This is a genomic window from Flavobacterium johnsoniae, from assembly GCF_001879205.1.
Taxonomy (GTDB): domain Bacteria; phylum Bacteroidota; class Bacteroidia; order Flavobacteriales; family Flavobacteriaceae; genus Flavobacterium; species Flavobacterium johnsoniae_A.
Genome location: NZ_MLFK01000010.1, coordinates 35,604 through 61,664 on the forward strand (window position 1 = coordinate 35,604; position 26,061 = coordinate 61,664).

A 26,061-nucleotide genomic window follows, 5' to 3' on the forward strand; every position below is an offset into this window, starting at 1 on the left:
TTTTACAAAAGAGATTCTTTGGGATCGCAGGGAAAATAAATTTTTATCTCTGTGCCTTCTCCCAATTTTCCAACAGCCTGAATATTGCCTCCTACAGTCTGCATAATCTTTTTACACAATGCCAGTCCTATTCCGGATCCGGTATATTGATCCTGATTGTGCAGTCGGGTAAAGACTTTAAAAATCGTTTCGGCATATTGCTGCTCAAACCCAATTCCGTTATCAGAAAAATTAACCCAGTGGCAGTAAATTTTATTAAGATGCCCTATGAGTTCCGGATCTTTAGAAGCTGTTATTTTAATAACCGGAAATCGATCAGGCGAGGCATACTTTAATGAGTTTTGTATGATATTAGAAAACAACTGACGCATTAAAAAGTTGAGCGCATACACTTCCGGAAGGCTTTCGCTCTCAATTACAACATTACTTTCGGTGATATCTTCATTCATCTCAATTATAGTCGCCTGCAAAACTTCATTCAAATCTACTTTTTGCAAAGCATCTCTGGTGTTTTTTATTCTGGTATACTTCAAAATATCTTCGAGCAAAATTCTCATTCTGCCTGCTGATTTTGATACGCGTACTAAAGAATTAGAAACAGAATCCAGCGGAATAACATCAAGCTCTGTAAGCATTTTTGAGGTAATTAACTGAATTTTTCTCAGCGGTTCCTGCAGGTCATGCGTACTAATCCAGTTGATGTTTTCTAGTTCTGAATTGGTTTCTTTGAGAATTTCACTCTGTGTGCGGTATTTCTCTTCTTCTTCACTTAGCATTATCATCATCAAATGATTATGAACGCTGTGTGCATAATGGGTTGCCGCATTTATTTCATATTGTTTCCAGATATTGCTTTGATTTTTTATAATCTGTTTCCAAATATTAAATGAATTTCTGGGATGCAGTCCTGTATTGTCTTTTATAATTGCTTTTTCCGGATCGCCTCCCCAGTTAATTTCAGATATAGTTTCGGGTCTGTACCAGATGATATGGCTAGCACTATCCAGCGAGTGATAAATTATACCTGCAAAATCTGAGCATTGTTCCATATCCGGAAAATAATCACTCAGTTTATTGGTGGCAAATGTTTTATCAGAAATACGATCGTTAATTTTTGCTGTTAACCTTACGATCTGTTCATCAGACGGCGTTAAACCATGCGTGTATATTTTATCTTTTATAGAAATAGAAACTCCTGATGCATTGCAGATCTGCAGCAATTGCGGTGCGGTTATAATAGTTTCTAATGACTCTTCTGAAAGCGGTAATTCTAAACTTGTTAGTTCTTCCAGCGCCAGCGACGTTTTTCTGGCGTTTACGTTTTCATCATTAGATTGTCTAATATCAATCTGAGATGTTATAAACTGTCCCTGAAGCTTCGCTGCCAATCTAATTTCGGGCGAAATATTCTTTTTAGAATAATGATGACACGCAATTAATCCCCATAAACGGTCATGATGAATAAGCGAAATAGTAAGTGTAGCCCCTACGCCCATATTTTTTAAATATTCGACATGAATTGGCGATGTGCTCCGAAGAATAGAAAGACTCAAATCAAGATTTTTATTCTCTTTATCATCAATCGTAAATATGGGAACCGGTTGATAATCAATATCCACAATAAGCCTGAGCTGATTTTTTATATACAGTTCTCTGGCCTGAGGCGGAATATCAGTATGCGGATAATGAAGTCCTAGAAATGGTTCAAGATCTTCTCTGCAATCTTCGGCAAATACTTCGCCGTTGTACTGCTCATCAAACCTGTAAATCATTACACGGTCGTAACCTGTGATTTTTCGGGTTCCCTCGGCAACAAGCGCACACAAATCTTTTAGAGAAGTCGTGTTGTTCATCTGTGTTACAAACTGGATTGTCTGAGTATAAACATCAGCGAGTTTTTCTCGGTCGGGGAATTTTGGTTCAGCTTCTAAAACATAGATATCCTGGCTTTTGTGTATGCTGACCTGAAATAATTTTTCGAGCAGATTAATTTCGAGCGGAAATACATTCTGAACCTTATCTTTATTGATATAATCTAAAATCTGCTCCTGTGCTTTTGAACCAAAAGCAGTAGTGAAATTCTTCCCCAAAACATCAGTATGCTGTAAATCGACAAATGAGGAAATATTTGCTGTACAAAAATCTATTTTCCAATCAGGATCAAGACCTATTAAAAAACCATGGGTTTGTATGCTCCCCGGAATATGTATGGGTTCATGTTCGCAGTTGGTTAGTGTAACAAGATCACGATTGACTATATCTTTAATATTCATTATTTTTCTATGCTCTCAAAATGATTGTAAATACTATCAAAAGCATATACAGCTCCTTCTATGATACTATCTGCACAATTATTATCCTGTTCGTATGCTGCCAGTACATTGAGGAAATTTTTCCAGTAACTGCCTGTTTTGTCTCCGTAACCTTTAAAATAAGATACACCCTGATCGTTAGAGAGCTCCGGATTGGTTACAATATTTTTTAAAATAAACCTGCCGCCCAGACTCGAACCTTCAATGACGTAAAATACTCCAAGAGCAAAAGGCACTGTCATATTTGTTTTATCAAAAACTCTATGTGCGGTAGATTTATTGTGGTGAAGAAATAAAAGATCTTCCTCAATAAGATGTTTCTTTTTTCTGTCGTCTAAATCTTCAATGATACCCGAAAGCAGCGGATAAACAATATCCTCTGTATTTTTATGAACATCGTGCATCAGACTTAGATAATGAATATAATCTTCTATTTTCATATCTGGCGATAATATAGATGCCGAAACCGAAAGATTTTCTAATTTTTTATGAGAATCTGCCGTTTGGGATTTTATATCTGTTAGAAAATCTGACGATAGTAAAGAAGTTGTGCTCATATTAAGATAAATATTATTTGGAGTTTAGGAAGAGTTAAAATAAGTGGTTATTTTTCTCTCAAAACAAATTTATAAAAAAACATGACCAATTACTTAAAATGCTAAACCAATTTCTTTTCAATTGCGCTATTTATCTGCCGAAACTAAAATTCAAAGATTCTTTCAAGCTCAACTATCGTAGTTCCAGATGTAAGAGTCTTAGTAGCTTTTACTAATTTTTCTGCCAAAAGAGGTGTCGGCATCGGCTTAAATTTCTTAAAAAGACCAATTCCGTTCAGTATACGAATTACCTTGACTGCTATTTTTTCTCCCAATCGGTCTGAATCTTCCCGTACCAAAGGTCCGGGTCTGAAAATAATATACTGTTCAAAATGAAGTGCCTGAATGTGATCTTCAAGTTTTCCTTTCATTTTAGAATAAAAAACACTGCTTTGGGCAGAAGCCCCATAGGAAGAAATCAATACAAACGATTTTACATCATTTTGTCTGGCCGCAACAGCAAATGCTGCAGGAATATCAAAGTCAATTTTCCATTGATTTTCTTTGGACCCGGCTGCTTTTAAAGTTGTTCCGAGGCAGGAAAACAAAACATATCCCGTTATTAAATCTTTGAAAGAATCGATATTTTCAAAATTGACGATGTGTTCCGTTAATTTAGGATGTTCCTTGCCGGATGATTTCCTTACAAATGTTACCACAGAAGTATACTCCTGATCTTCCAGAAGCTGTTCTACTAAAAATTTTCCCGTTGAGCCTGTAGCTCCTATTACCAATGCTTTCATAAAATAACTTTAATAGACTCTTGCGCAGAATTAAAGGTAATAAAATTATCCAAAACAGGATGACATTTTAAACAAAGTAAAATTGACGTTTTAAACAAAATCGAAAGCCTGGTGTCTATCTAATTTTGCCTCATAACATTTAAAGTTTAAATAAAATGGAACAAAATAATTATCAGGGAAAAATGCAAAAACCTTTACATTCCGGTTTTAATGCAAAATCAACAGCAACAGAAGTAATTGAAGGAATTGATCTAACCGGAAAAGTTGCCATTGTAACCGGCGGACACACCGGAATTGGACTGGAAACAACCAAAACATTATCTAAAGCGGGAGCGCTTGTTATTGTGGCTGCACGTGATACTGCAAAAGCACAAAAAAATCTGGAAGGCATTGCTAATGTCGAATTAGAATCTTTAGATTTTATGGATTCTGATTCTATTGATTCCTTTGCTGCAAAATTTCTCGCATCCGGCAGACCGCTTCACCTTCTTATCAATAATGCCGGTATTATGTGGGTACCGTTACGCAGAGATTCCCGAGGTTATGAATCTCAACTGGTAACGAATTATCTTGGGCAGTTTCAGCTTACTGCCAGATTGTGGCCGGCACTTAAGCAGGCAAACGGAGCAAGAGTTTTAAACGTATCTTCTTACGGCCACCAAATGGCGCCATTTGATTTTGATGATCCCAATTTTCTTTATCGCGAATATCAAACACTGCAAGGTTACGGGCAATCGAAAACAGCGTGCAATTTATTTGCTTTAGAATTAGACAATCGTGCTAAAGATTTCAATGTGAGAGCCTATTCGCTTCATCCTGGAAGTGTTCTCGGCACCGATTTAGGGAGAGAAGAACCTATCGAATTATTCAAACAAATAGGGACTCACGATCAGGACGGAAACTTAAAACCTGAAGTGGCTGCTTTGTTGAAAACACTTTCTCAGGGCGCTGCGACAACGGTTTGGTGTGCAACAAGTCCTCTGCTGGAAAATATAGGAGGGGTTTATTGCGAAGATGCTGATATCGCCGAACTGGATTTGGGTAACATCGAACATAAATTTGATGAACCTGAAACAATACGCGGTGTTCAGCCTTATTCGTTAGATCAGGATAATGCTAAAAGATTATGGGATTTAACCGAACGCCTTTTAGGAGTGTCCTTTGAAATTTGTGAGTAAAAAATCTAAATATAAAATACCGTCAAAAATGCTACCTTTAGTTCTCTTAAAAACAGATTTGACGGTATATAATTATTCTAAATGAAACATATCTCAAAATATTTAACTCCGGAAATAAAGCTGTCCTGCTATGAAGATAAATTCTTCAAAACTGATTTGGTATTTGAAGACCATATGCTGATTTGGTTTATTTCGGGCGAAACCAAAATCATTCAGACTGATGCTGTTTTTACCTTTAAAGCCGGAGATATTTTTTTAATTCCGAGAAATCTGCTCGCCACTATTATTAATTATCCTAAAAACGGACAGCCTCATAAAACAGTAGTCATGCATCTATCTGTAAAACGTTTAAAGGAGTTTTATAAAAGTATTGATTTAAGTGATAAAACTAATACAGAACAAAAAATTATCAGTTATAATAATCACCCGTTATTAGAAAGCTGTATGTCTTCGTTACTGCCTTATTTTGATGTTGAAGGAGAATTTCCCGAAAATATTGCCTCCTTAAAAATTACCGAAGCTATTAGTATTTTAAGAGAAATTGATAAAGGAATCGACAGTATTCTTGCCGGTTTTGACGAACCCGGAAAAATCGATTTGATCGATTTTATGCACCGAAATTTTATGTTTAATATGCCAATGGAAAAACTGGGTTATTTAACAGGACGCAGTTTATCGACTTTTAACAGAGATTTTAAAAAATATTTTAATACAACGCCCCAAAAATGGCTTACTAAAAAAAGGTTAGAACTGGCGCACTATCATTTAACCGAAAACAAGAAAAAACCAACCGAAGTTTATTTTGAAGTCGGTTTTGAAAATTTATCCCATTTTTCTTTTGCCTTTAAAAAGCAATTTGGTTATCCCCCAAACCGGTTAAATAATCAAAAAAAGCTTCACAGTTGAAGCTTTTTTTTATGCTTTTATTCCGTAAAGCAAAAGCCGTTTGAAGGAATAAATAGCTGGGAGTTTAGGAAAACTTACTGCTATTCTTTCTTTGTATGTTTTAATAAAAAGTTCTTTCTGTTCGCCTTCTAATCTTTCGATGTAAGGTATTAAAGCAGAACCTGAAATAAAGTTATATAAAGTATCATGATCATTGGCAATTATAGGATATACTTTTTGCATAATCTGAATATTTTCAAGCCCTCCGTCAAAAAGCAGCTGGGCATATTCATCTATGCTTAAAACAGGAGAATCTCTTGTATATCCTTTTAGATACGTTTTAAAAGGTTCTTCGTTTACCAGTTCAATAAGAATTTTGTTGAGTTTATTTTCAGGCTGCACAGGCATCTGCACTGCAAATTGTCCGTCCCTATTTAAAAGATTAATCAATTTAGGAAATAATGTTCCATGATCATTTGACCACTGCAGCGCCGCATTACTAAAAATTAAATCCCATTTTTCGCCTGCATTTAGGGTTTCTTCGGTTGTTGCTTTACGAAAATGCAGCCTCTCTGTCTCGAGGGATTTTGATTTTTCGAGCATTTCGGCAGAAGAATCTACCCCGAGAAAATGAGCCGCCGGAAATTTATCGGCTAAAATTGCTGTCTGCTCTCCTGTTCCGCATCCCAAATCAATAGCTTTCATTCCATTGGCTGGTTTTATTAATGCTGCCAAATCATAAAATGGCTGATAGCGAATGTCTTTAAACTTATTGTATATTTCTGGATTCCAAGGCATTTGAAGTTTTTTTTAAATTTAGAAAAAATGGCTTTTCACATAAAAACCGGTCATTTAACTAAGGTACAAATTTCTAATAAACTTTACAGCTTTTGTATTTATTAAATCTTTAACTCTTTCCTTATTTTGACTGCTATTTTTAATTAATTCTAAGTGTTTTTCGTTTTTAGGTATAAATACTCATATACAATTACTAAAAGATCTATAATTTTATATCGCTGTAATTAATCAAACCTTACAAATAAATGGAGGCTGTAAAAATGAATCATTTGGTAAAAGAAGGTGTCTCTGTTAGAAATGCCGGAATTGTATTGCTAAACAGTTATATCCCTATGCTGTTAGAAAGACTTAAATTAATTGAGGATCGACAGTTCGTTAGTATAAAAGATCAAAAAAAAGCGGTAAAGTATTTACAATATGTGGTTACCGGACTGCCTAATACAGACGAAATTTATTTACCACTCAATAAACTGCTATGCGGTCTTTCTGTCGACGATAAAGTTCCGGATGAAATCGAGATTTCACAAACAGACAAAATGCTTGTGGACGGGCTCCTAAATGCCGTAATTGGTTATTGGACTGCTATTGGAGATTGTTCTATAGACGGCTTTAGAGGTAATTGGCTTGTACGAAACGGTCTTCTTGTTGAATTCGAAGACAAATGGGAACTTACAGTAGAAAAAAGAGTTTATGATATATTAATTCTCAGGTCTCCTTTTGCTTATTCGGTTATAAAATTTCCGTGGATGGAAAAACCTCTTCATGTTTACTGGAATTTTTAAACCTTTCCTTAGTAAACATTTAAGATTAAAGAGAAGATGGTTTTTAAACTAATCTTGTATAAAAGTTTTTAACGTTCCATCGTCATTAAACTGAATAGAATATCTTTCCCGGCTCCCGCTGATAGATGATGGATACCATCGGATTTTATTGTCCCAAATGGATATATACACACTTGTTGCAGGCTTTGCTCCTTCTACTGAAGCCGCTTTTTCATTGTAGATATCAAAAACTTTAGCCGCATTTGCAAAACTGATCGTTTTAAGAGGCACTAAACGTTTTTGAACGTCATCTCTTATAGACAATTGAACAGGTTTAGGCTCAGACCATACCTTATTTTTATACTCATAAGTATCAACATATTTTTTATTTTCGGGATGCTGGAGCATAACATTTATGGTTCCGTTATTGTAAAAATACAAAGTTGAATAAACATAGATTTCCTTTCCTGAATATTGGGGCAATTGTTTTAGAGCCTCTTCGGCTTTTTTTAATCCGTTTAAATCCTTTAACAAATCTGTTGTTTTATTTTCTAAGCTGTTCTGAGCTGCGGCATGTTTTTCAAGAGCTTCATTTACAATTTTCTGAACATCTGCCTGCGGTACTTCTGTCTGAACATCAGGAGCTGCTGTTTCTTTGTTTACTATTGAATCATTGGTTTTAAATGTTTCCCTGATACTTTGTGACACCTGTTCGCATCCTAAAAACAGCGGACAGCAACTTAATATGATAAGTGATTTTCTCATTCTTTTAAATAGTATTTAGATCTGCCGCAAGAGCAATCAAATTTGGATTTTCCGGCAGATAAAAAATTTCCAAGTGTTGTTGTTTTGTTATATCGAGTTCTAAAAACCCTACGATTTTCTTTAAGCTGTTTCGATGAACATGATGTTTGTTATCTGTATATTCAAGTTCAAAACGCATCATGGGCTGTTCGTTAATATAAGTTCCGGTCTGGCTCACGCTAATTACTTTTGCCTCGGTTTTTATTCCCTTGAATTTTATTGATGCCGAACCGCTATTTAAGCCCGTTAGTTTTCTAAAAATAAACCGAAGCAGATATCGATAGAAAATCAATACTGCAGGACACACAAACAGCGGATGTCCAAAACTCATAAAGCGCCAACCATAGCCTGGCTTTCATCGTGATAAGAATAAAGATAATATCCCGCAACGGCACTCAAAAACAAAAGCCAGCCTAAAACTCTTAAAAATAAGCCTTTTATATTTATTTTTCCTTCTGATGATGCGATAATAAAATACGGCTCTTTATTGAATTCTCTATTGAGGATGAGTTTGATCTTTTTTCCGGTTTCAAAACGGCGCTCATGAGGTTTCATGTCCATAATTTCTGTTTTATGTGTAATCTCAGTATCGCTAAGATTTCTAAACAGTAATTGCAGTTCGTATGTATTAAATTTTGCTTTTCTGCCGGATATTTTTACAGCATTTATAATTTTTGCTTCCCGAATTAATCCACCATTTTTTATGCGTTCCATATTATTACTGGTGATAAAAATCTGCAGAATCCATTTCTGAAAATAACCAATTAAAAGTATCAGCCAAAGCAGTATGGACAGCCCCAAAATACTCAATGCCAGCCAGGGATTTTGATCTTTTAAGGTTGTAACATCAAATTCGCTGTTTATGGCGTAATATAAAATCATAGGAAACGGAATCGCAAAAAAGAGCATGTAAAGCAGCCAAAATCCGGGCATAAGATATTTCTTCATTCCTGATAGTATTCGGGGTTATTACTTAAAATTAATGTAAAAAAATTAAAAGAGAAAACTTTATCGATTTTCTTTAACATCCTTCAAATCAAATTTACATAAAAAATTGGGGTTTAAATGCAATTCTTATTGCGGCAGAAAAAAACAACCCGAATCTAGAAATATTATTTTTCTAAATTCGGGATATTTTTAAAGTCCTTTAGGGCTGATTTTAAATTTAATGAATGCCATTATGGTTGACTCCGGTTTATTATCATTTTTTATTTCTGATGAAATTATTTTGCGATAAAAACTTAGCATCTCAGAAACTTAAAGAGAAAACTCCCCATCCCTCACCTTAAAAGCCCAGTTTGCCATTTCATGTATAACAGGCATTAAACCTCTTCCGGCATTACTGAGCCTGTATGTTACAAAAGGAGGAACAACTGGTTTTGCTTCTCTAATTACAAGCCCGTCGGATTCTAATTGTTTTAGGTGCTGAATCAGCATTTTTTCGGTTACCGCCGGAATTGCTCTTTTTAATTCGCTGTAACGTTTATCGCCCGTTGACAAATGATATAAAATTATAGGTTTCCAGTAACCGCCAATTTTTTCCATTACAAAAGTAACGGGGCATTTTTCTAATGCGTACTGCTTATTTTCCTGAATTGTCGATGATTCTTTAATCGCTGTCATAATACATACTTTAGGGTAAGTACTTGTATAAAAGTAAGTACAAAGATACCTTTGTAACTGTAATAAAAAAAATTATATATCATGAAAATTATAGTATCAGGTTCTTTAGGAAACATTGGAAAACCATTAACAGCAAAATTGGTTAACGCAGGACACGAAGTAATCGTAATAAGCAGCAATGCCGACCGAAAAAACGAAATAGAAAATTTAGGAGCCAAAGCCGCAATTGGTTCAGTTAGTAACAGTACATTTTTGGCTGAAACATTAAAAGGTGCCGATGCGCTGTTTGCCATGACTCCGCCAAATTTAGGAAGTCAGAATGTAATCGCCAATACAACAGAAGCCGGCCGTGCTTTCGCAAAAGCCATTTCTGAAACTAACATTAACCGAGTAGTAATGCTAAGCAGTATTGGTGCTGATTTACCAACCGGAAACGGGCCGATTGCAGGACTTTACAATATCGAAAAATTGTATAATGCTTTAGAAACTTCGATTACTTTTTTAAGAGCAGGTTATTTTTACACGAACTTTTACAATGATGTCCCAATGATTCAGGGAGCAGGAATTATGGGTGGAAATTATCCTGCAGATACAAAAATTCCGTTGGTGCATCCCGAAGATATTGCTCAGGCGGCTGCCGAAGAATTGGTAAAAACGTCTTCCGGAAAAAACATTCGTTACATCATCAGTGATGTTCGCACTCCGCAAGATATTGCCAAAGCTTTAGGAACTGCAATTGAAAAAGCAGATTTATCCTGGGTTGAATTTACTGACGAACAATCATTGCAGGGAATGACTCAAGCAGGATTACCAGAAGAAATTGCCCAGTTATATACCGAAATGGGAACAGGCTTGCGCAGTGGAAAAATTGCTGAAGATTTCCTGAAAAGCAATTTAGCCGCAGATGGAAAAACCAAACTGGAAGATTTTGCAAAACAATTTGCATCAAAATTCTAAATAGTTTTATCCTTATTTTGTCCTGTTGAGCGAAGCCGAAGCACTTTCATGCATTAAAAGGTCTTAGACTTGGCTCAGACTGACAAACTTTATCAAAAAAAAGCAGCAGATTTCTCTGCTGCTTTTTTGTTTTTTGATAAACGATATCTGCTTAAAACTATTGCAGATTTTTTTTTCTTAATTTACAAAGCCAACTATTTGTCTATGTGTTTAGACAAAAGTAATTAATCCGGATTGGCCAGGATTTTATACAATTCGGCATTCGAAATATAAAATTGATTCTCGATTCCTATTTGAGATAACTTGGCGCTGACCAGATTATTTTCTCTTGAATTAATTAAGAAAATTGAACTTTCACCAAAAGAAAACAACTTCTCCTCTGAATTCAGCATCGTTGTATAATCTTTTACCAGATTATCAATTACATTTTTTTGTCTTTTTAAAGAGGCAATTTCAGTCTGCTGGGCTTTTATTTTGTTTTTAAGTTCCAATCGCTGCTGTTCGATATCAAACTTTAAATCCTGAATTTTCAGCTTTGCTATTTTAAGGCTTCCACGTTCTTTTCTCAGGAAAATCGGAATACTGAAATCGACGTTAAATTTATAATCATCAGCATTAAAAGAATCAAAATAAGCCGGCTCTGAAATATAATTATAACCTACATTTAATTTTGGAAGCAGTGAATTTGCTTTCAACTTTCGGCCAATTTCAAGCATGTCCATTTTGGTTTCCAGAGCCTGAATTTTAGGATGAGATTCCAGACTTTCAACATTTACCATCATGGCATCGGTTTTTAATGTCTGCTCCAAAGTCAAAATTAAATTGTCTTCCGGTCTTACGACATCTCCCAATTCAACCGGAACATTTTCAATCCAGAGATAATTAGAAAGATACAATTTTGCTTTTGCCAATTTCAAATTTCCGTTTTCTACATTTAATTCTCGGTTTCTAACTGTGATTCCGGCTTCAACGCTGTCAATTGCAGGAGAATCTCCCAGTTCTATGAGCTTTTTAACTCCTTTAAAACGAGTGCTGGCATAACCCAGATAACTTTTGTAGAGTTCTGCTTCATTATAACTTTTTCTCCATTCAAAATAGGCCTCACTCGCTTTATACAAAACTTCTATAGCTTTTAGTTTCCGCTGTGCATCACTTAATTTCAACTGCAATTTTCCTTCCCTTACATCGGCCATACGCTGATTAATAAACAAACCCTGTCCTAATGCAACGCTGATTCCTAATGAGGTTAAACCTGCCTCCGGAGTACGATTCTGCGGATTGTAATATTGTCCGTCAGTATCATCAAATCCTGCCTTTATTTCAACACCATACCAGGTCGGAATTTTAAAACTGCTGTTTAAAAGCGAATAATATTCGGTTCCTTTAAATTCTTTTTTACTGTAATCTACTTCAATTTTAGGATCAAATCCGCCGCGTGCCACCATAAGCGCCGCCTGAGCATTGCTTAGCTCCAGATTCGCTTGTTTTACCAGCGGATGGTATTTTTTTACGTATCCTAAAAACTCGCTGTAACTTAGTTCCTCTTTATTAAAATCCTGGCTGTACATACTAGAAAAGCCTAGTAAAAATAAAAGAGAAAACAGCAATGCAACGTATTTCAATTTATTTTTTGTCCTTACCATCCTTTGTTTCTTTTTCGCCTGAATTATAATAGTTTGGCGGAAAACCATTTAGGTTTCGCCATATTTCATACCATACCGAAACAGTTTCCAGCAAAGCAATACTCTGCGCTCCTGCTCCAATACTCAATTCTTTTGGCCACTTAGAATCTTCACCATCCGGCGAAACCAGAATTCTATATTTTCCATTGGCACTTATAAAATTTTCAATCGCTACTACTTTACCGCCAAAAGTTCCATAAGACAATCCCGGCCAGCCCGAAAATACAATTCTCGGCCAACCGTCAAACCAAACACGAACTTTTGCGCCTCGGTGCACCAATGGTAAATCGATAGGATCTACGTAAGTTTCTACCGCAATGTCATAACTTGCCGGCATAATGCTGATAATAGGTGTTCCTTCCTTAATTGTTTCACCAAGTCCGGCCAGTAGCGCACGGTTTACATAACCGCTTTGCGGCGCTGTTATGTAATACAAACCATTTCTCAGGCTGTAGTTTACATATTGATTTTCTAATTTGTTTACCTGTGCTTTGGTATCGTATTGGGTGCTCAAAGCCGTAAACTTATCACTTTTTGACTTCGAAATTTTCTCTGCATATTCAGCCGTAATTCGGTTTATTTCGACTCTCGCATTTATCAATTCGTTTTTACTGCTCAAAAGCTTGTTTTGCTGGGTGATAATATACGCTTCAGATTCCTGCAGTTTCAATCTTTTCTGCTCCACATCTGTTAAGGGTTTTAAACCTTCTTTGTTAAGCGCTGTTGACCGGTCAAACTGTGTTTTAGCGATTCTTAATTGTGTTTTTACCGCTTCAAGATCCATGCTGTCGCTTTTAATTTTCAGCTGGGCTTGTTTTATTTTATTCTGAGCCTGTTGTAATTTTAATTCTCTTTCTGTATTAAGAGACTGAGCCTGAACATCCAGCGAGTTAACTTTGTCTCCGTACGATTCTACTGCCATTTTTTTGGCATCGACCTGATCTTTGGTATTTCCAACCAAATTAGGATCTAAATAGTCTTCTTTTGTTTCAGAAATAAACAAAATAGTATCGCCTTTTTTCACATAATCACCTTCCTGTACATACCATTTCTCGATTCTTCCGGCAATAGCATTATGCACAGTCTGCGGTCTCTGATCTGGCTTTAAAGTTGTTACAGAACCACTTCCGGAAATATTTTGTGTCCAGGGCAGAAAAAGACAGGCAACTCCAAACAATAAAAAACCAATTATTACTCTGTTTAATATTTTATAATGAGGCCTGCGGGCTACACTGGTAATAGATTTGTATTTGCCCGGAGTGATAATTATATTATTATCTTTTGATATATTGAGCATGATTAAAGCTTTATGTCGTTAATAATTTTTCCATCATCGATCGTTATCATTCGGTCGCATTTGTTCTTCCAGATATCATTTTTAGAAGTCACAATTACCGTCCAGTCATTTTCTTCAGAAAGTAAAAAATTGACAATTTTACCCGAAGTCAGTTCATCCATTTTATCTACAGGATCTTCAAGGAATAATATATTGGGTTTATGAACAATGCTTCGTGCCAAAAGTATTTTCTGAACATCTGAAGCCGAAAGCTCACGTCCGCCGGGATGAATCTGATGTTCCAGTCCATTAGGGAAAGTTTTAATATCAGGTGTTAATCCCACATTATCAAGGGCCCATTTTAAATCATCGTTATTAAGCATTTCATTGCCAAAAAGAATATTTTCCCTGATGGTTCCTGCAAAAAGCGTATCACCTTGTAAATAAGTTCCGGCTTCTGCTCTAAATGTGTCTTCATCTACACGGTTCATAAAATTGTCCGTTACATACATGGCGCCGCTTTCCGGCTCTAGTAATCCCGAAAGCAAACGCAGCAAAGTACTTTTTCCGGCACCATTTGTTCCTCTTAATAATATTTTTTCTCCCTGATTGATTTTCAGGTTAATATTTTTGAGTGACTTTTTATTGTGCTGCGGATAGTTGTACCCAACACTTTCTGTTTCTATATTAATTCCGGTATCGCTTACGGCTGATGTATTAGGAATACAAGAAATTTCCATATCAGTAACCTGGCCGATTTTTTCTACAGAAGTCAAAACATCATAGAAAGATTCCAGTCCGAAAATTATTTTTTCTACCGAATTAATCAGCAATACAATAACAATTTCAGCTGCCACGAACTGCCCAATATTCATTTGATGGTGAATTACCAGAAAACCACCAATAGACAATAGGGCAGCCGTAACAATAACTTTAAAAATAGTAAGCTGAATGTATTGTTTTTTCATTACCTGAAAGTGCTTTTCGCGGTAATTTACATATTGACTGACATAGCCGTCGTTTCTTTCCAATGCATATTCGAAACCTCCTTTTCGGCGAAAACTTTCTCGGTTTCGTGCAATTTCCTGAAGCCAGGCTGCTACTTTATATTTAAACTTCGATTCGTTAAGACTTGTTTCGAGCCCGTCTTTGTACGAAAATTTAAAAATGATGTATAAAATAGCAATAAATAAAAGCCCGATAACCATAAAAAAGGAATGGTACAAGACCAATAAAATAATCCCCAGACCCACCTGCAGGAATGCAGTACAAAAGTCTAGTAATAGCTTTGCTGTTCCTTTCTGCACCATTAAAGTATCGAAAAAACGGTTTGCTTTTTCTGGTGCATATTCAGAATACATTTCTTTAAACTTAATTAAAGGCATTCTGTAAGCAAATTCAAAAGAGGAACGAACAAAAATTCGCTGCTGCAGATTCTCTACAATTCGAAGCTGTAAAATAGTTAAAACACCACCAAAGCCAACTCCAATTGTGACCAGAATTACAAGAACAATCCAGGAAACACTCAGCTGTCCGCTTTGGATAAAATTAATAATAGCCTGAATTCCTAATGGCAGAGAAAGGTTTACCAAACCCGCAAAGGCTGCATAAAATATAATTTGGTATACGTCGCGCTTATCAAGGCTCAGTAAGTTGTAAAAACGTTTTAAGGGTGTCATGAATTTATATATAAATACAAGATTAATAGATAGATACTAATATACGGCAAATACCGCATTAAGGATTACAAAAAAAATCATAATCCTAAAAAAAAAATTAAGTATTTATATAATAACCCGAGGAGGCGGTAAATCGATTTTACCATGAAAACCAAATGAAAAAACAGAATTGTCTATGTAATTTTTTCCCTGCGCCTTTAACGGAAAAGGAAAACCAGCTAATGAAGTATAGGCCGGCACTAAATATTCTAATAACGGAACTCCTTTTGCAAGCTTAGTCGTCTTAGTTTCTTTTGTTTCGTAATCATCTAATTCTTCAGGAATGCCGTCGCATTTGAAAATTTTCTTTAGAAAACTGCAAGTCATCCCCTTAACAGAATGAGTTTCTGTATTATTATTGATAAGTCGGCCGAAACTACTCGATATATTAACGCTGCTCATTAAAAAATAGCCGATTAGTAACGCCTGAAGGCATTTACATAAAAGACTATTTTTGATTCTGTTGAGCATTGCAAAAAAATAAATTAAGGGCGCAAGTTAAAACTAAATTTTTATCGCAACATTAGAATAACATTAGAATTCAAATTATTATCAGCCCTTTATTCTCAAGGGTTTCCTACTAATAAAAACATAAAGAAAACAAAAAATACAGTCTTACATTTTTAAAATTTAAAGGTTGTTTTTTGACTTAAAATTCTTTTTTTGAGATATTGATTTTTCTTCACTAAAAAAATATTTTTCATAAGTAAGCAAGCATTCATTTATTATTCTATATTTGCATCTAAATTAAAATCCTTTTAGATTGAGAACAAGAGATGTTAATAAAGAAGAACTAGTCAAACAAAAAACTATAGAAATGATCGTAAAGCATGGCATCGAGGGCTTTGCGATGAACCGTCTCGCCAAAGAATGCGGTATCTCTGTAGCGACTCTTTACATTTATTATGCGGACAAAGAAGATTTAATCAAAAAAATTGGGACTGAAATGGGCACTTATTTTTTTAAAAGCTCCCTGAAAGATTTCTCGCCTGACATGCCTTTTGCAGAAGGTCTTGCCAAGCAGTGGGAAAATCGATCTGAGTTTATGCTGAAAAACAAAGATAAAATTGCCTTTTGGGAAATTCTTCAAAATTCTAATTATGGAGAATATATCGTAAACGAAAGCCTGATCGAATTAAAAGAGATTATGACGCAGTTTTTGCATGGAGCAATTGAAAGAAAAGAAATCATTCCCGTATCAAAAGAAGTTTTCTGGAGCATTGCTTATGGCCCTTTATACAATTTACTGCGTTTTCATGAAAAAGGAAAAGGACTTGGAGGCACCACTCCGTTTAAATTAACAGCTGAAATTCAACAAGAAGCATTAAGCTTAGTAATTAAAGCACTAAAACCTTAAATAATTATGTTATGAATGTCTTGATATTTGCAACTAATATAAAAACAGAAAAAAACAAAGATAAAATCGCAACATTTTTAAATGCAAACAAATCTATTTTGCAATGGACTATTGATCAAGAAGATATTGATTGCGTACTAAGAATTATAAGCGAGAAACTAAACGCAGGCCAAATAATCGAACTATTGAATTTTCACGATTTTGACTGCAAAGAACTACAATAATATATGAACGAAAAACAAACTCTGGCACCAAGTTTTAATGGCTATCAAAAACTTGTTATTTTTCTTTTAGCCATTACACAATTTACTGTTGTGCTTGATTTTATGGTAATGTCTCCTCTGGGCGATATTATGATGAAAACTTTAAAAATTACGGCATCTCAATTTGGTGTTGCCGTTTCTGCTTATGCATTCAGCGCTGGTATTTCAGGATTGCTGACCGCGGGATTCGCAGATAAATTTGACCGAAAAAAGCTGTTGCTTTTCTTTTACATTGGCTTTACAGTAGGAACTTTGTTTTGTGCAATAGCTCCCAACTTTTTTCTATTGGTAGCGGCCCGAATTTTCACCGGTTTATTTGGCGGTGTAATTGGTTCTATCTCTATGGCTATTGTAGCTGATTTATTCAGCTTGCAGCAGCGTGGTAAAGTAATGGGATTTATTCAGATGGGATTTGGCGTAAGTCAGGTTCTTGGTATCCCGATTGGTTTATACATTGCAAATGCCTGGGGCTGGCACGTGCCATTTTTATGGATTGCGGCAATGGCAGCAATTATTACGATGGTTTTGTATTTAAAATTAAATCCAATTACAGAGCATTTAAAATTAAAACAAGAGAAAACTGCCTTATTGCATTTAATCCATACTATTTCAAAAAAGAACTATCAGGTAGGTTTTTTATCTACTGCCCTGCTCTCTATTGGAGGTTTCATGATGATGCCTTTTGGAAGTGCTTTTGCCATAAACAACCTTAAAGTAACTAACGAAGAATTACCTTTGTTATTTATGATTACCGGAATCGCTACTTTAATTACAATGCCTTTTATTGGTAAACTGAGCGATAAGGTAAATAAATTTAAAATCTTTGCAGTGGCAACGGTAATGGCGGTTATTTTAATTAATATTTACTCTCATTTTGGTCCAACACCATTTTGGATTGTATTAGTTATCAACGTTTTTATGATGGCTACTATTATGAGCAGAATGGTTCCGTCTACAACTTTAACTTCTGCAGTTCCTGATCCGCAGGATCGTGGTGCCTTTATGAGTATCAACTCGTCTTTACAGCAGATGGCAGGAGGTTTTGGAGCCGTAATTGCCGGATTTATTATTTATCAAAAAGACAGTTATGCACCGCTGGAACATTATGACATTTTAGCCATGGTTGCTTCTGCCATCATGTTACTTACTATTTATTTGGTATTCAGGGTGAGTAAGATTGTCGAAGCTAAACCGAATAAGTTTTAATTTCTTTAAAAGAAAACAAATAGAAAACTCCCAAGTATATTGGGAGTTTTTTTTATTAAAAGACTTTAATTTATTGAGGTTGAATCTGCGTGATTCTCATATAATCCTTTAAATATTTATCAGGGTCAGAAGCCGCATATTCGTTTTCGGGTTCCGGAATAGTGTGAATTTTTGAATCTGTGACAGCAACCACTGCAGAACAGACATAGATTCCTATTTTTCCTTCACTGTATTTAAAATCCAGTAAAGTCAGTTTTACAATTTCATTTATAGACAGCTCATAATAATTTCCGTAACGGATTATCTTAAAATAGATTTGCTTGTTTTCGTGAATCTCAAATTGATTGGTTTGAATGTTTTCAAAAATAAAATTATTCTTCACGTCCTTTTCATTAAATCCCCAAGCCCTGAACTGTACAAAACCATTCATAAAATCTATTGAAATATAATATCCTGTTCCTTCTTTATCACATTCGATTACAAATCCGGTTTTTCCCATTCCTTCTACAGAAAGCGTTCCTTCCCAGACAAAATCCATTGAAGGTTTTTCGAAACAATAAATTTCATAACCGCTTCGGCAGCCAAATCTCCATTTGCTTTCGTTTTCGATTTGAAATTCGGCGGTGGGATTTCCTAAAATGGGCAAAGGATGCGGCAGATCTTTCTGCAATATTGACTTTTGATATAAATTCTCCCAATGATGGTACGTTTTCAGTAAAAGCCTTCCGCTTGGATCAATATCAAGTTCTTTTGGGGGCGGAATTACGCGATGTGTATTCACATTTCCATCGGCAAAATAAAAATTATAGAGTAAAAAATGCTCTCCATCCTTTACGACTCTCGCTGCATAATTTCCCTGCGGAAGCAATACATTATTATGAAAAGCACAATATTCGCCTTTAAATTCCGGAGCCATCCAATACCGAACTTTAATATCTTCCCTTATTGAACCCAGCAGATAATGCGAACCTTTAATTTCGACCACGCAAGGGCATTCTACATCGTCATAAACATACGGAATATGAAGTGGTTTTTGAAGTACAAAACCATCGTCTTCTTTTTTGGCTACACCAATACAGCCTCTTCTATAAGTTGGTCCGGAAGCACTTCTTGCACAAATCAGCAGATAATCTTCTCCTTGATATTGATATTTAAAAGGATCCCGAAAGCTAATCCATTTGCGTGGATTATTGGTTGCGCTTTCGTAATGTGGTGCTTCACTTTTAAAGGGAAGTCCGTGCAAATTTTCTTTTTTCCAATGAATTAAATCTATTGAAACAGCTCTTCCAATTTTCTGTTCAATTCCTTTATCCTGACGTTTGAGACCGGTATAGTACATTTCATAACCTCCTCCATCTGTCTTTTTGCTCACGTGCATGGTCCACAACATATCATCGTCCCATTCTCCCGGTTCTCCTACCCAAAGGGCATTTTTTACCCTTTTCCACGAAAGTCCGTCTTTTGATACCGCATGTGCAATATAATCGTGATTGGGAATAATCAAATGAAACAAATGATGCACTCCGTTTTCATCAATAAATATATCAACGTCTCCTATTTCCCAGTTGCTAAATCCTGATCCTGAATACATTTTATTACTTATTTAATTATTTTATAATGTTTTAATCCTTCCAAAATTCCTTCAGAAGCATTGGTTTTGGCTACATAAATACTTTTTGTAGTTTCATATTCAGCGAGTTCTGCGCTTCTGTTGCCTACTATAATGCCTTTTACAGGTCCCCTGAACATATCAATATCGTTACCGGAATCTCCGGCAGCGATGACATTACTTAACGGAATTGCCCATTTTCGGCACAAAAACTTTATCGCATTTCCTTTAGATGCACGTTTCGGAATAAAATCCAGAAACTGACCGTGACTCGGAATTATATTAACCTTATACCATCCCGTTCCTAAAACCCTGATTAATTCTTCATGGTTATAATGTTCCTTTTCATAATAATAGGAAATTTTATAAGGATTTTGGGCATTTTCTTCCTGAAGCTGAATCCATTTAACCTCCTTAAGACGGTTTACAATATCTTCTCTTTTCCATCTCCCGGCCAGGAATTTTGCCCAGCCTTTGTCTAAAATATAATCTTTCCCGTTTGTGTAATAAATCTCAGTTCCTACAGAACAGATTATAAAATCAGGCAGTGGAAACTGTTCTTCATTTATAATTTTTTTTACAAGCGTTAAATTCCTGCCCGAAGCCATCGCAAAAGCCATTTTTCCTGTACGGTTTACGAGATATGCTTTTAACTCCTTTAGCCCCGGATTGTTCAATTTGGGTTCGATCAGCGTTCCGTCAATATCAGAAACTAATAAATGGTCAATTTTTCTTTTCAAACGATCAACATTAATATTGGGATAATGCAGTTTTTTTATTCCCGCGCCGGAAGACAAGGATAAATTTTCGTTGACCAATTCTACATATTGATTCACATGGCTCAGCCAGCTGTAATGCTTTTGAATGTTTATAGCGCCGTTATTCGAATAATATTTCCATTGATTTTCATCGGTTAGAATATTTCTAAGGGCTTTTTTAATTTGATTTTCATCTTGCGGATCAACTAATTCACCGTTTTGGCAGACCGGAATAATTTCTGAAGGTCCGCCGTTTTTTGTAACCACAACCGGAAGTCCTGAACTAGCCGATTCTATAACGGTTAAACCGAAATTTTCATGCAGCGCCAGATTTACAAATACGCCTCGTTTTTCGGCAGCATAACGATAGATAATAGAAACTTCATTCTCAACATCGTGCTTTTTTGGAATCGCCATTTTTCCGTACAAATCGTATTTATCCATTAAAAGTAATAAATCGGTTAAAACGTCTTTTTCAGACTCGGGCATTTTGGCAATGTCTTTACGTATTCCCGCAAAAATGACCAGATTGGCAATACTCTGCAATTCTTTGTCTTTCCATAAACATCAATCAGAGTATGAAGATTTTTATGACGGTCCGGCCTTGAAAGTGCCAGAATAAAAGGTTTGTGCGGATTGGTTAAGAATTTAGAAATAGTCTCCGATACCCAGTATTTCCGCTGGGTTTCTTCCATTTGCTTATCAATATCGGTTTCCTGAAAATAATAAGGAGCAAATTTTCGGGTATCAATTCCGGGAGAAATAGCGTGGTATTTTCCTAATTCAAAGTTTTTATAGGCTTTATAAGTTTCGATTTCCTGCTCGGTAGAAGTAACTATAAATTCTGAAAGTTCTAATGTTTTTTCTTCTGCGGCGATTCTTTCTTTAAACTTAAATCTTTTTTCAAGTTCTTCTTCGTTTTGACCGCTTTCGAGTAGTTTTTTCTTTTTATAAAAACCAAGCGAATGGCCTGTATGGGCAAATGGAATATTTAATATTGCCGACAATTCTGCCGCGGCATATCCGGCATCGCCGTAATGAGAATGAATCCAGTCCGGAAAAATATTGTGCGACTTAATATGCTGTACAACGCCGTTTACAAAAGTGTCGAGTCCTTCCCATAATTGTTCTTTGGCTTTGTATTTTTTTCCCAGAAAGGGAATTCGGCGTATGTCTAATTTTTCATTGATTATTTCAACAGGAACAGCATATTCCGGCGAAAGCGCAGGATCATCAATCAATCTGGTAAATAAATGTACCTGTTCTACATCTTCATGCTGTGATAAAAATTCGGCTAGTTCGTATACATATTTCGTTTGTCCGCCATTATCAGCGTCGCGTCCTATTTCAAGACCTGACCCCTTTAAAAGTCCGTGAATATTAATTAATGAGATTCGTAATTTTTTCATCATTCGTGCATTGTTGTTTTGAAAGTTCAAGTTACTATGCCTCCAGCGATAAAATTGAAATAATTACAGTTTAAATTTACATAGTTCCCACATGAAAAAACCTTGAAAACATTTGATTTATTAAAACAGAATTTCATTAAATTATAAAATTCGGCAATGAAAATAGAAATGATGATGAAAGAAACAGAATTTTTAAGAAAATTGTAAAAGCAGAAACGATGAAATGTATATTTGCGATTACTTATTTATATTTGAAAAAAAACATAGTTTTCACAGCCATCAACAAAAAACAAGGAACTAAAATCAAAAAATGAAACAGGCAATCTTCAATACAATTGTACATACGGGTGATGAAATAATCGATAAGGGTGTAATTATCATCGAAAACGGAATTATTCTTTCGGTACAAAAAGACCTTCCAAATGACATTGAAACGATTGATTTACAAGGAAAACATATTGGAGCCGGTTTTATAGATATTCAGATAAATGGCGGTGAAAAGTATTATTTCAGCCAGACCCCAAACGAAGCAACGATTCAGGATATTTACGACTCAAGCCTAAAGTTTGGTACAACACAAGTTTTGCCTTGTTTAATTTCATCATCAAAAGAAACCATTTTACAAGGAATTGAAGCGACACGAAATTATATTAAAAACCATAATAACGGCGTAATCGGAATGCATTTAGAAGGTCCTTTTCTAAATCCGTTAAAACGCGGTGCACACAGTATTGATCAGGTTCGCAAACCCACAAATACCGAACTTGAAGAAATTATCAAATACGGAAAAGATGTCATCAAGGTCATTACCATTGCTCCGGAATGTTTTACGGATGAGCAATTAAATATGCTTTTAGAAAGCGGTATCGTAATTTCAGCCGGACATTCTACAATGGGCTATAAAGAAGCGCAGCATTATTTTTCGAAAGGAATTAATCTGGTGACACATCTTTTTAATGCCATGACCCAGTTTGGCCATCGTGAACCCGGCTTAGTAGGTGCTGTTTTCGAAAATGAAAACGTATATGCTCCTGTAATTTTAGACGGAGCCCATTGTGATTATGCCGCCGCAAAAGTGGCTTATAAACTAAAACAGGACAAATTCTTTTTGATTAGCGACGCTACTTTTCTGGGACGTAAAATAGATAATTTTAAATGGGATAATTTTGATGCACATTTAGAAAACGGTTTTTACAGAAATGAAGACGGCAATTTGGCCGGAGCTGCAATTTCTATGCAGGATGCGGTTCAAAATGCTTATAATCATTTAAATGTTTCTGCTGATGAAGCAATAAAAATGGCGTCATCGAGAGTTGCGGCGGCTATAGGCATGGAAAACAAATTAGGAAAAATAAAATCCGGATTTCCTGCCAGTTTTGTCAAATTTAATGATGATTTATCTCAAATTGAGAGTTTGAACTTTCCTAAAAATTCATAAATCCGGAAGTTGCCTTAATTCTTATTCTTTTTCTTTCTGTGGTTTTCTGCATCGTTTTGCCATACAAACTCTTTTAACCAAATAAGAATCAATAGCATATAAAAAAACTAAACCTTTTGAATGTTTTAGTTTGAAATAACAACGCCCGTTGCTGCACAAAATCAAAAGCATTTTAATCAAATTTGAAAGTTTCTTTTTTAGTTCATTTCTATCTTCGTTTTTGCAAAAATCCGAATCTTCTTAAAGCATCTGAAAATTAACTAAATGATGAGTGTGTTCGAGCAAAAATCCAAAAAAACCTACTTTTATCACAAATTAAATCTGCATTTTTCTATCGACACGCTTGTTTAAAACAAGTTTATTGATAGTTTTGCGTTTGAATAACAACCCCCAAAACTTTATTAACCTATGAAAAAAAGCTTTCATTATTTTTTACTTGCGCTGAGTGCAGGTATAGCTTTTAGCTGCAGTGATCACGAAACCGAAGGTGATCCTTATCAGCCCAATTATCTTCCAAGTATTGATGCAACAGCATTACCAGCAGGAAACAGACCCATGACTATGTTTGAAGACAACGAAAGTGCTTCTAGAATGTATGACAATAAAGACCGCTGGTTTAGAGTCAACCAACCAATGCAGGTCATTCAAAAAGGAAAAGATTCTGTTCAAATTTCCCTGTATTCCCCTGTTGGACTTACTGATGTAAAAATCTACGCAAAACTGCCTAATTACGAGAAACGATTTTTGATTTACAATTTTACAAAAGTTCCGGCTTTTCACAGATCATTTCATAAAATCCCGCTTACAGAGGGTAAAAATGATTACGAATTAGAAACAGGAAATACTGTTACGATTGATAAAATTGAAGGTTTTTCTTCTGGCGCAATCGAATTTTCAGTAGAGTCAAGCGATCCTTTATTTCAAAAATTCAAAAAAATAAAATCATCGCATTTAGTTCAGTTCAGCGATTCTTATCATTTAAATGATCTTGGTAAATACCTGCCAATGAATCCTGTTTTGGCAAAAGAAGCCATCACGATGATTATCAATTACTCGTATGCCCTGAGCCATCCTCTTTATTACAGCACTTTTACGAATTTTGACAAATACAAAAAAGAACAGGCTGATCTGGCCGGAACTGCAATAAATGGTGCACTAAACTGGCACGGGAATACAGAGGATGCCAACGGAACTTACGATTATTACACTAAAGAACAAATCGAAAAAATATACTGGGACTATCTTGACGGCCGAACTCTTAATATGGCAATGGTAGGCGGTGACTCAGCCTGGGGCGGAGGCGCTTTGGCTTCGCAATGGGAATCTGGATATATCAGCGGGCACTGGCTTGGAGAAATGTCGGTTTGGTCGCACGAATATTCGCATCATATTGGTTTTAGCCACAGCAGTAATTTAGCAAACAGCGGCGAAGGCGGAGGCCAGCAGGAAATGCTGACTCATTTTTATAAATACCTGATTTATCTAAATGACCTGCCGTTTACAGATCCTGAAGTACTAAAAGGATGGACAAAAACATCTTATTTATCAGGAACTTACAAAAAACCTGTATTTACTGTAAACCAAAAAAATCCATTTTTATTAAAATATAAAGGAGAAGGAAAATGGAATTAATCAACAAAATCAAGATGAACAGACTGCCTTTTTTAATCTTATTGCTTTGCTTTATTACAAGCTGCAGTAAAGACAGCTACGATATAGAACCAACAAATTACGATTATTACTATCCTACCGAAGATGCATCGATCACGGCCAAACAAATTGGAGACGGCACCGGAACGTTAGATCCAAAAGGTATCGCAATTTCTAAAGAAAAACTGTATGTGTGCAACGGAGATGTTTTGGAAGTGTTTAATGCAGTAACTCTGGCGCATATCAAAACTATCGCAAATTACACAAAAGGAACTACGACAATACCGTTTACTCAATTATCATCGATAAGCATTGACAACGGCAGAATTTATGTAGGAAGCATCGATTCGAGACTTTTTGTTCTTGATGAAGCCACAACACTGGGTATCAATACAGTTGGAAACGGTAACTGGTGGGAAACTTTTGTGCACGTCTTTGGTGTTGTTGTAAAAGACGGATTGATATTTGTAAAAGAAAAAGAGAAAAGCATCAAAGTTTTTGAAACGTCGCAGATTACCGAAACAAGCAGTTGGAAGTTAACTCCTATTGCAAAACTAAATACTTTAAACGGATGGACGGAAGTATACTCTATGGATGTTTATTCAGGAAATTTAGTTGTAGCCGGAAGAGATGCTAAAAGCTATTTGTACTACAATATTGCCAATATTAAAGCAAATGCAGCTGCTTCTTTAACTACTCCTATCGAGCCTTCCAAAACTCCGTTTACGGATATTAAACCAATTTCTGTTGCTTTCACCAATGATTTTGCTGTAACATCAGAAAATTCAGGAAGCAGTAATTTTGTGCGTTTGTATTCAAAAGAAGATTTTATCAAGAAAAGCTACAAACCGCTAGTTAACTCTTCAGATATTCTGGGACAAAATCCTTTTGGAAGCATTGTAAGTACAGCGCAGCTTAATGATCATATTTTCTTGTCTGATAATACAAATGGTAAAATAAGAATCATTAAACTTAATAAATCTACAATTGCGGAACAGAAAAACTAGTTTATTGTAAATACAAAAGAAAAGCCTTTAA

25 protein-coding genes are annotated in these 26,061 nt (G+C 35.5%); 10 read left to right on the forward strand and 15 right to left on the reverse strand.

The genetic code is table 11. The annotated features are described in order from the left end of the window. Positions 1–2: 2 nt before the first annotated feature. From BKM63_RS19230 to BKM63_RS19240, 3 genes are all read right to left on the reverse strand, one after another. On the reverse strand, positions 3–2,273 hold the full coding sequence (locus BKM63_RS19230; protein WP_071638205.1) for an ATP-binding protein: 2,271 nt from the start codon (positions 2,271–2,273) through the stop codon (positions 3–5). Continuing rightward, the gene (locus BKM63_RS19235; RefSeq protein WP_071638206.1) at positions 2,273–2,869 is read right to left on the reverse strand and encodes a biliverdin-producing heme oxygenase; all 597 of its coding nucleotides are present in this window, start codon (positions 2,867–2,869) and stop codon (positions 2,273–2,275) included. The genes BKM63_RS19230 and BKM63_RS19235 overlap by 1 nt, the downstream gene beginning before the upstream one ends. Before the next feature lie 143 nt (positions 2,870–3,012). Continuing rightward, positions 3,013–3,651 carry an NAD(P)H-binding protein gene (locus BKM63_RS19240; RefSeq protein ID WP_071638207.1) on the reverse strand — a complete coding sequence of 213 codons (639 nt, stop codon included), beginning with the start codon at positions 3,649–3,651 and terminating at the stop codon, positions 3,013–3,015. Between the two features lie 155 nt (positions 3,652–3,806). Here BKM63_RS19240 and BKM63_RS19245 point away from each other — a divergent pair, with 155 nt between their 5' ends. Both BKM63_RS19245 and BKM63_RS19250 read left to right on the forward strand, forming a co-directional pair. Continuing rightward, positions 3,807–4,829, forward strand: a complete 1,023-nt coding sequence (locus BKM63_RS19245) for an SDR family NAD(P)-dependent oxidoreductase (RefSeq protein ID WP_071638208.1) — start codon at positions 3,807–3,809, stop codon at positions 4,827–4,829. 81 nt (positions 4,830–4,910) lie between these two features. Next, entirely contained in the window at positions 4,911–5,735 is an 825-nt protein-coding gene (locus BKM63_RS19250; protein WP_071638209.1) for a helix-turn-helix domain-containing protein, read from the forward strand. Between the two features lie 9 nt (positions 5,736–5,744). Here BKM63_RS19250 and BKM63_RS19255 read toward each other — a convergent pair whose 3' ends face one another. Further along, the gene (locus tag BKM63_RS19255; protein WP_071638210.1) at positions 5,745–6,512 is read right to left on the reverse strand and encodes a methyltransferase domain-containing protein; all 768 of its coding nucleotides are present in this window, start codon (positions 6,510–6,512) and stop codon (positions 5,745–5,747) included. Between the two features lie 245 nt (positions 6,513–6,757). Here BKM63_RS19255 and BKM63_RS19260 point away from each other — a divergent pair, with 245 nt between their 5' ends. Next, entirely contained in the window at positions 6,758–7,294 is a 537-nt protein-coding gene (locus BKM63_RS19260; RefSeq protein ID WP_071638211.1) for a contractile injection system tape measure protein, read from the forward strand. A 48-nt stretch (positions 7,295–7,342) separates the two neighbouring features. Here BKM63_RS19260 and BKM63_RS19265 read toward each other — a convergent pair whose 3' ends face one another. The 4 genes from BKM63_RS19265 to BKM63_RS19275 all read right to left on the reverse strand — a co-directional run bounded on the left by BKM63_RS19265 (position 7,343) and on the right by BKM63_RS19275 (position 9,700). Next, complete coding sequence (locus BKM63_RS19265; protein WP_071638212.1) at positions 7,343–8,038, reverse strand: hypothetical protein; 696 nt, start codon at positions 8,036–8,038, stop codon at positions 7,343–7,345. Positions 8,039–8,042: 4 nt separating this feature from the next. Then, on the reverse strand, positions 8,043–8,408 hold the full coding sequence (locus tag BKM63_RS23960) for a hypothetical protein (protein WP_242661185.1): 366 nt from the start codon (positions 8,406–8,408) through the stop codon (positions 8,043–8,045). Further along, the gene (locus BKM63_RS23965) at positions 8,405–9,025 is read right to left on the reverse strand and encodes a hypothetical protein (RefSeq protein WP_242661186.1); all 621 of its coding nucleotides are present in this window, start codon (positions 9,023–9,025) and stop codon (positions 8,405–8,407) included. The genes BKM63_RS23960 and BKM63_RS23965 overlap by 4 nt, the downstream gene beginning before the upstream one ends. A 309-nt stretch (positions 9,026–9,334) precedes the next feature. After that, positions 9,335–9,700 carry a winged helix-turn-helix transcriptional regulator gene (locus tag BKM63_RS19275; protein ID WP_071638213.1) on the reverse strand — a complete coding sequence of 122 codons (366 nt, stop codon included), beginning with the start codon at positions 9,698–9,700 and terminating at the stop codon, positions 9,335–9,337. An 81-nt stretch (positions 9,701–9,781) separates the two neighbouring features. On the opposite strand from BKM63_RS19275, the gene BKM63_RS19280 reads away from it, so the two are divergent. Next, a complete protein-coding gene (locus BKM63_RS19280; protein WP_071638214.1) occupies positions 9,782–10,657 on the forward strand; it encodes an SDR family oxidoreductase in 876 nt (291 codons plus the stop codon). 224 nt (positions 10,658–10,881) lie between these two features. On the opposite strand, the gene BKM63_RS19285 is transcribed toward BKM63_RS19280, so the two are convergent. The 4 genes from BKM63_RS19285 to BKM63_RS19300 all read right to left on the reverse strand — a co-directional run bounded on the left by BKM63_RS19285 (position 10,882) and on the right by BKM63_RS19300 (position 15,735). Then, entirely contained in the window at positions 10,882–12,300 is a 1,419-nt protein-coding gene (locus BKM63_RS19285) for a TolC family protein (RefSeq protein WP_071638215.1), read from the reverse strand. Further along, on the reverse strand, positions 12,281–13,636 hold the full coding sequence (locus BKM63_RS19290; RefSeq protein WP_071638216.1) for an HlyD family secretion protein: 1,356 nt from the start codon (positions 13,634–13,636) through the stop codon (positions 12,281–12,283). The genes BKM63_RS19285 and BKM63_RS19290 overlap by 20 nt, the downstream gene beginning before the upstream one ends. 2 nt (positions 13,637–13,638) lie before the next feature. Then, complete coding sequence (locus tag BKM63_RS19295; protein ID WP_071638217.1) at positions 13,639–15,294, reverse strand: peptidase domain-containing ABC transporter; 1,656 nt, start codon at positions 15,292–15,294, stop codon at positions 13,639–13,641. A gap of 105 nt (positions 15,295–15,399) precedes the next feature. Continuing rightward, positions 15,400–15,735 (reverse strand): hypothetical protein, encoded by a 336-nt coding sequence (locus tag BKM63_RS19300; protein WP_242661187.1) that lies wholly within the window; start codon positions 15,733–15,735, stop codon positions 15,400–15,402. A 361-nt stretch (positions 15,736–16,096) separates the two neighbouring features. On the opposite strand from BKM63_RS19300, the gene BKM63_RS19305 reads away from it, so the two are divergent. From BKM63_RS19305 to BKM63_RS19315, 3 genes are read left to right on the forward strand one after another with little or no spacing between them, the layout of a single operon-like run. Beyond that, positions 16,097–16,690 (forward strand): TetR/AcrR family transcriptional regulator, encoded by a 594-nt coding sequence (locus tag BKM63_RS19305; RefSeq protein ID WP_071638219.1) that lies wholly within the window; start codon positions 16,097–16,099, stop codon positions 16,688–16,690. Positions 16,691–16,701: 11 nt separating this feature from the next. After that, the gene (locus BKM63_RS19310; protein ID WP_071638220.1) at positions 16,702–16,914 is read left to right on the forward strand and encodes a hypothetical protein; all 213 of its coding nucleotides are present in this window, start codon (positions 16,702–16,704) and stop codon (positions 16,912–16,914) included. Positions 16,915–16,917: 3 nt separating this feature from the next. Next, the gene (locus BKM63_RS19315; RefSeq protein ID WP_071638221.1) at positions 16,918–18,159 is read left to right on the forward strand and encodes an MFS transporter; all 1,242 of its coding nucleotides are present in this window, start codon (positions 16,918–16,920) and stop codon (positions 18,157–18,159) included. 70 nt (positions 18,160–18,229) lie between these two features. Here BKM63_RS19315 and BKM63_RS19320 read toward each other — a convergent pair whose 3' ends face one another. Genes BKM63_RS19320 through BKM63_RS23975 form a run of 3 tightly spaced genes read right to left on the reverse strand, consistent with a single transcriptional unit; the run spans position 18,230 to position 21,938 of the window. Beyond that, the gene (locus BKM63_RS19320; protein WP_071638222.1) at positions 18,230–19,750 is read right to left on the reverse strand and encodes a glycosyl hydrolase family 32; all 1,521 of its coding nucleotides are present in this window, start codon (positions 19,748–19,750) and stop codon (positions 18,230–18,232) included. Between the two features lie 8 nt (positions 19,751–19,758). Next, complete coding sequence (locus tag BKM63_RS23970; RefSeq protein ID WP_242661188.1) at positions 19,759–21,072, reverse strand: HAD-IIB family hydrolase; 1,314 nt, start codon at positions 21,070–21,072, stop codon at positions 19,759–19,761. Further along, positions 20,988–21,938, reverse strand: a complete 951-nt coding sequence (locus tag BKM63_RS23975; RefSeq protein ID WP_242661189.1) for a glycosyltransferase — start codon at positions 21,936–21,938, stop codon at positions 20,988–20,990. Before BKM63_RS23975 ends, BKM63_RS23970 begins: the two co-directional genes overlap by 85 nt. Positions 21,939–22,245: 307 nt before the next feature. Between BKM63_RS23975 and nagA the strand changes: the two genes are divergently transcribed. The 3 genes from nagA (at position 22,246) to BKM63_RS19340 (ending at position 26,030) form a co-directional block, all read left to right on the forward strand. Continuing rightward, positions 22,246–23,373, forward strand: a complete 1,128-nt coding sequence (gene nagA / locus BKM63_RS19330; RefSeq protein ID WP_071638223.1) for an N-acetylglucosamine-6-phosphate deacetylase — start codon at positions 22,246–22,248, stop codon at positions 23,371–23,373. Between the two features lie 408 nt (positions 23,374–23,781). After that, a complete protein-coding gene (locus tag BKM63_RS19335; RefSeq protein ID WP_071638224.1) occupies positions 23,782–25,005 on the forward strand; it encodes a hypothetical protein in 1,224 nt (407 codons plus the stop codon). Beyond that, a complete protein-coding gene (locus BKM63_RS19340) occupies positions 24,996–26,030 on the forward strand; it encodes a PQQ-binding-like beta-propeller repeat protein (protein WP_071638225.1) in 1,035 nt (344 codons plus the stop codon). Before BKM63_RS19335 ends, BKM63_RS19340 begins: the two co-directional genes overlap by 10 nt. The last annotated feature ends 31 nt before the right edge of the window (positions 26,031–26,061 follow it).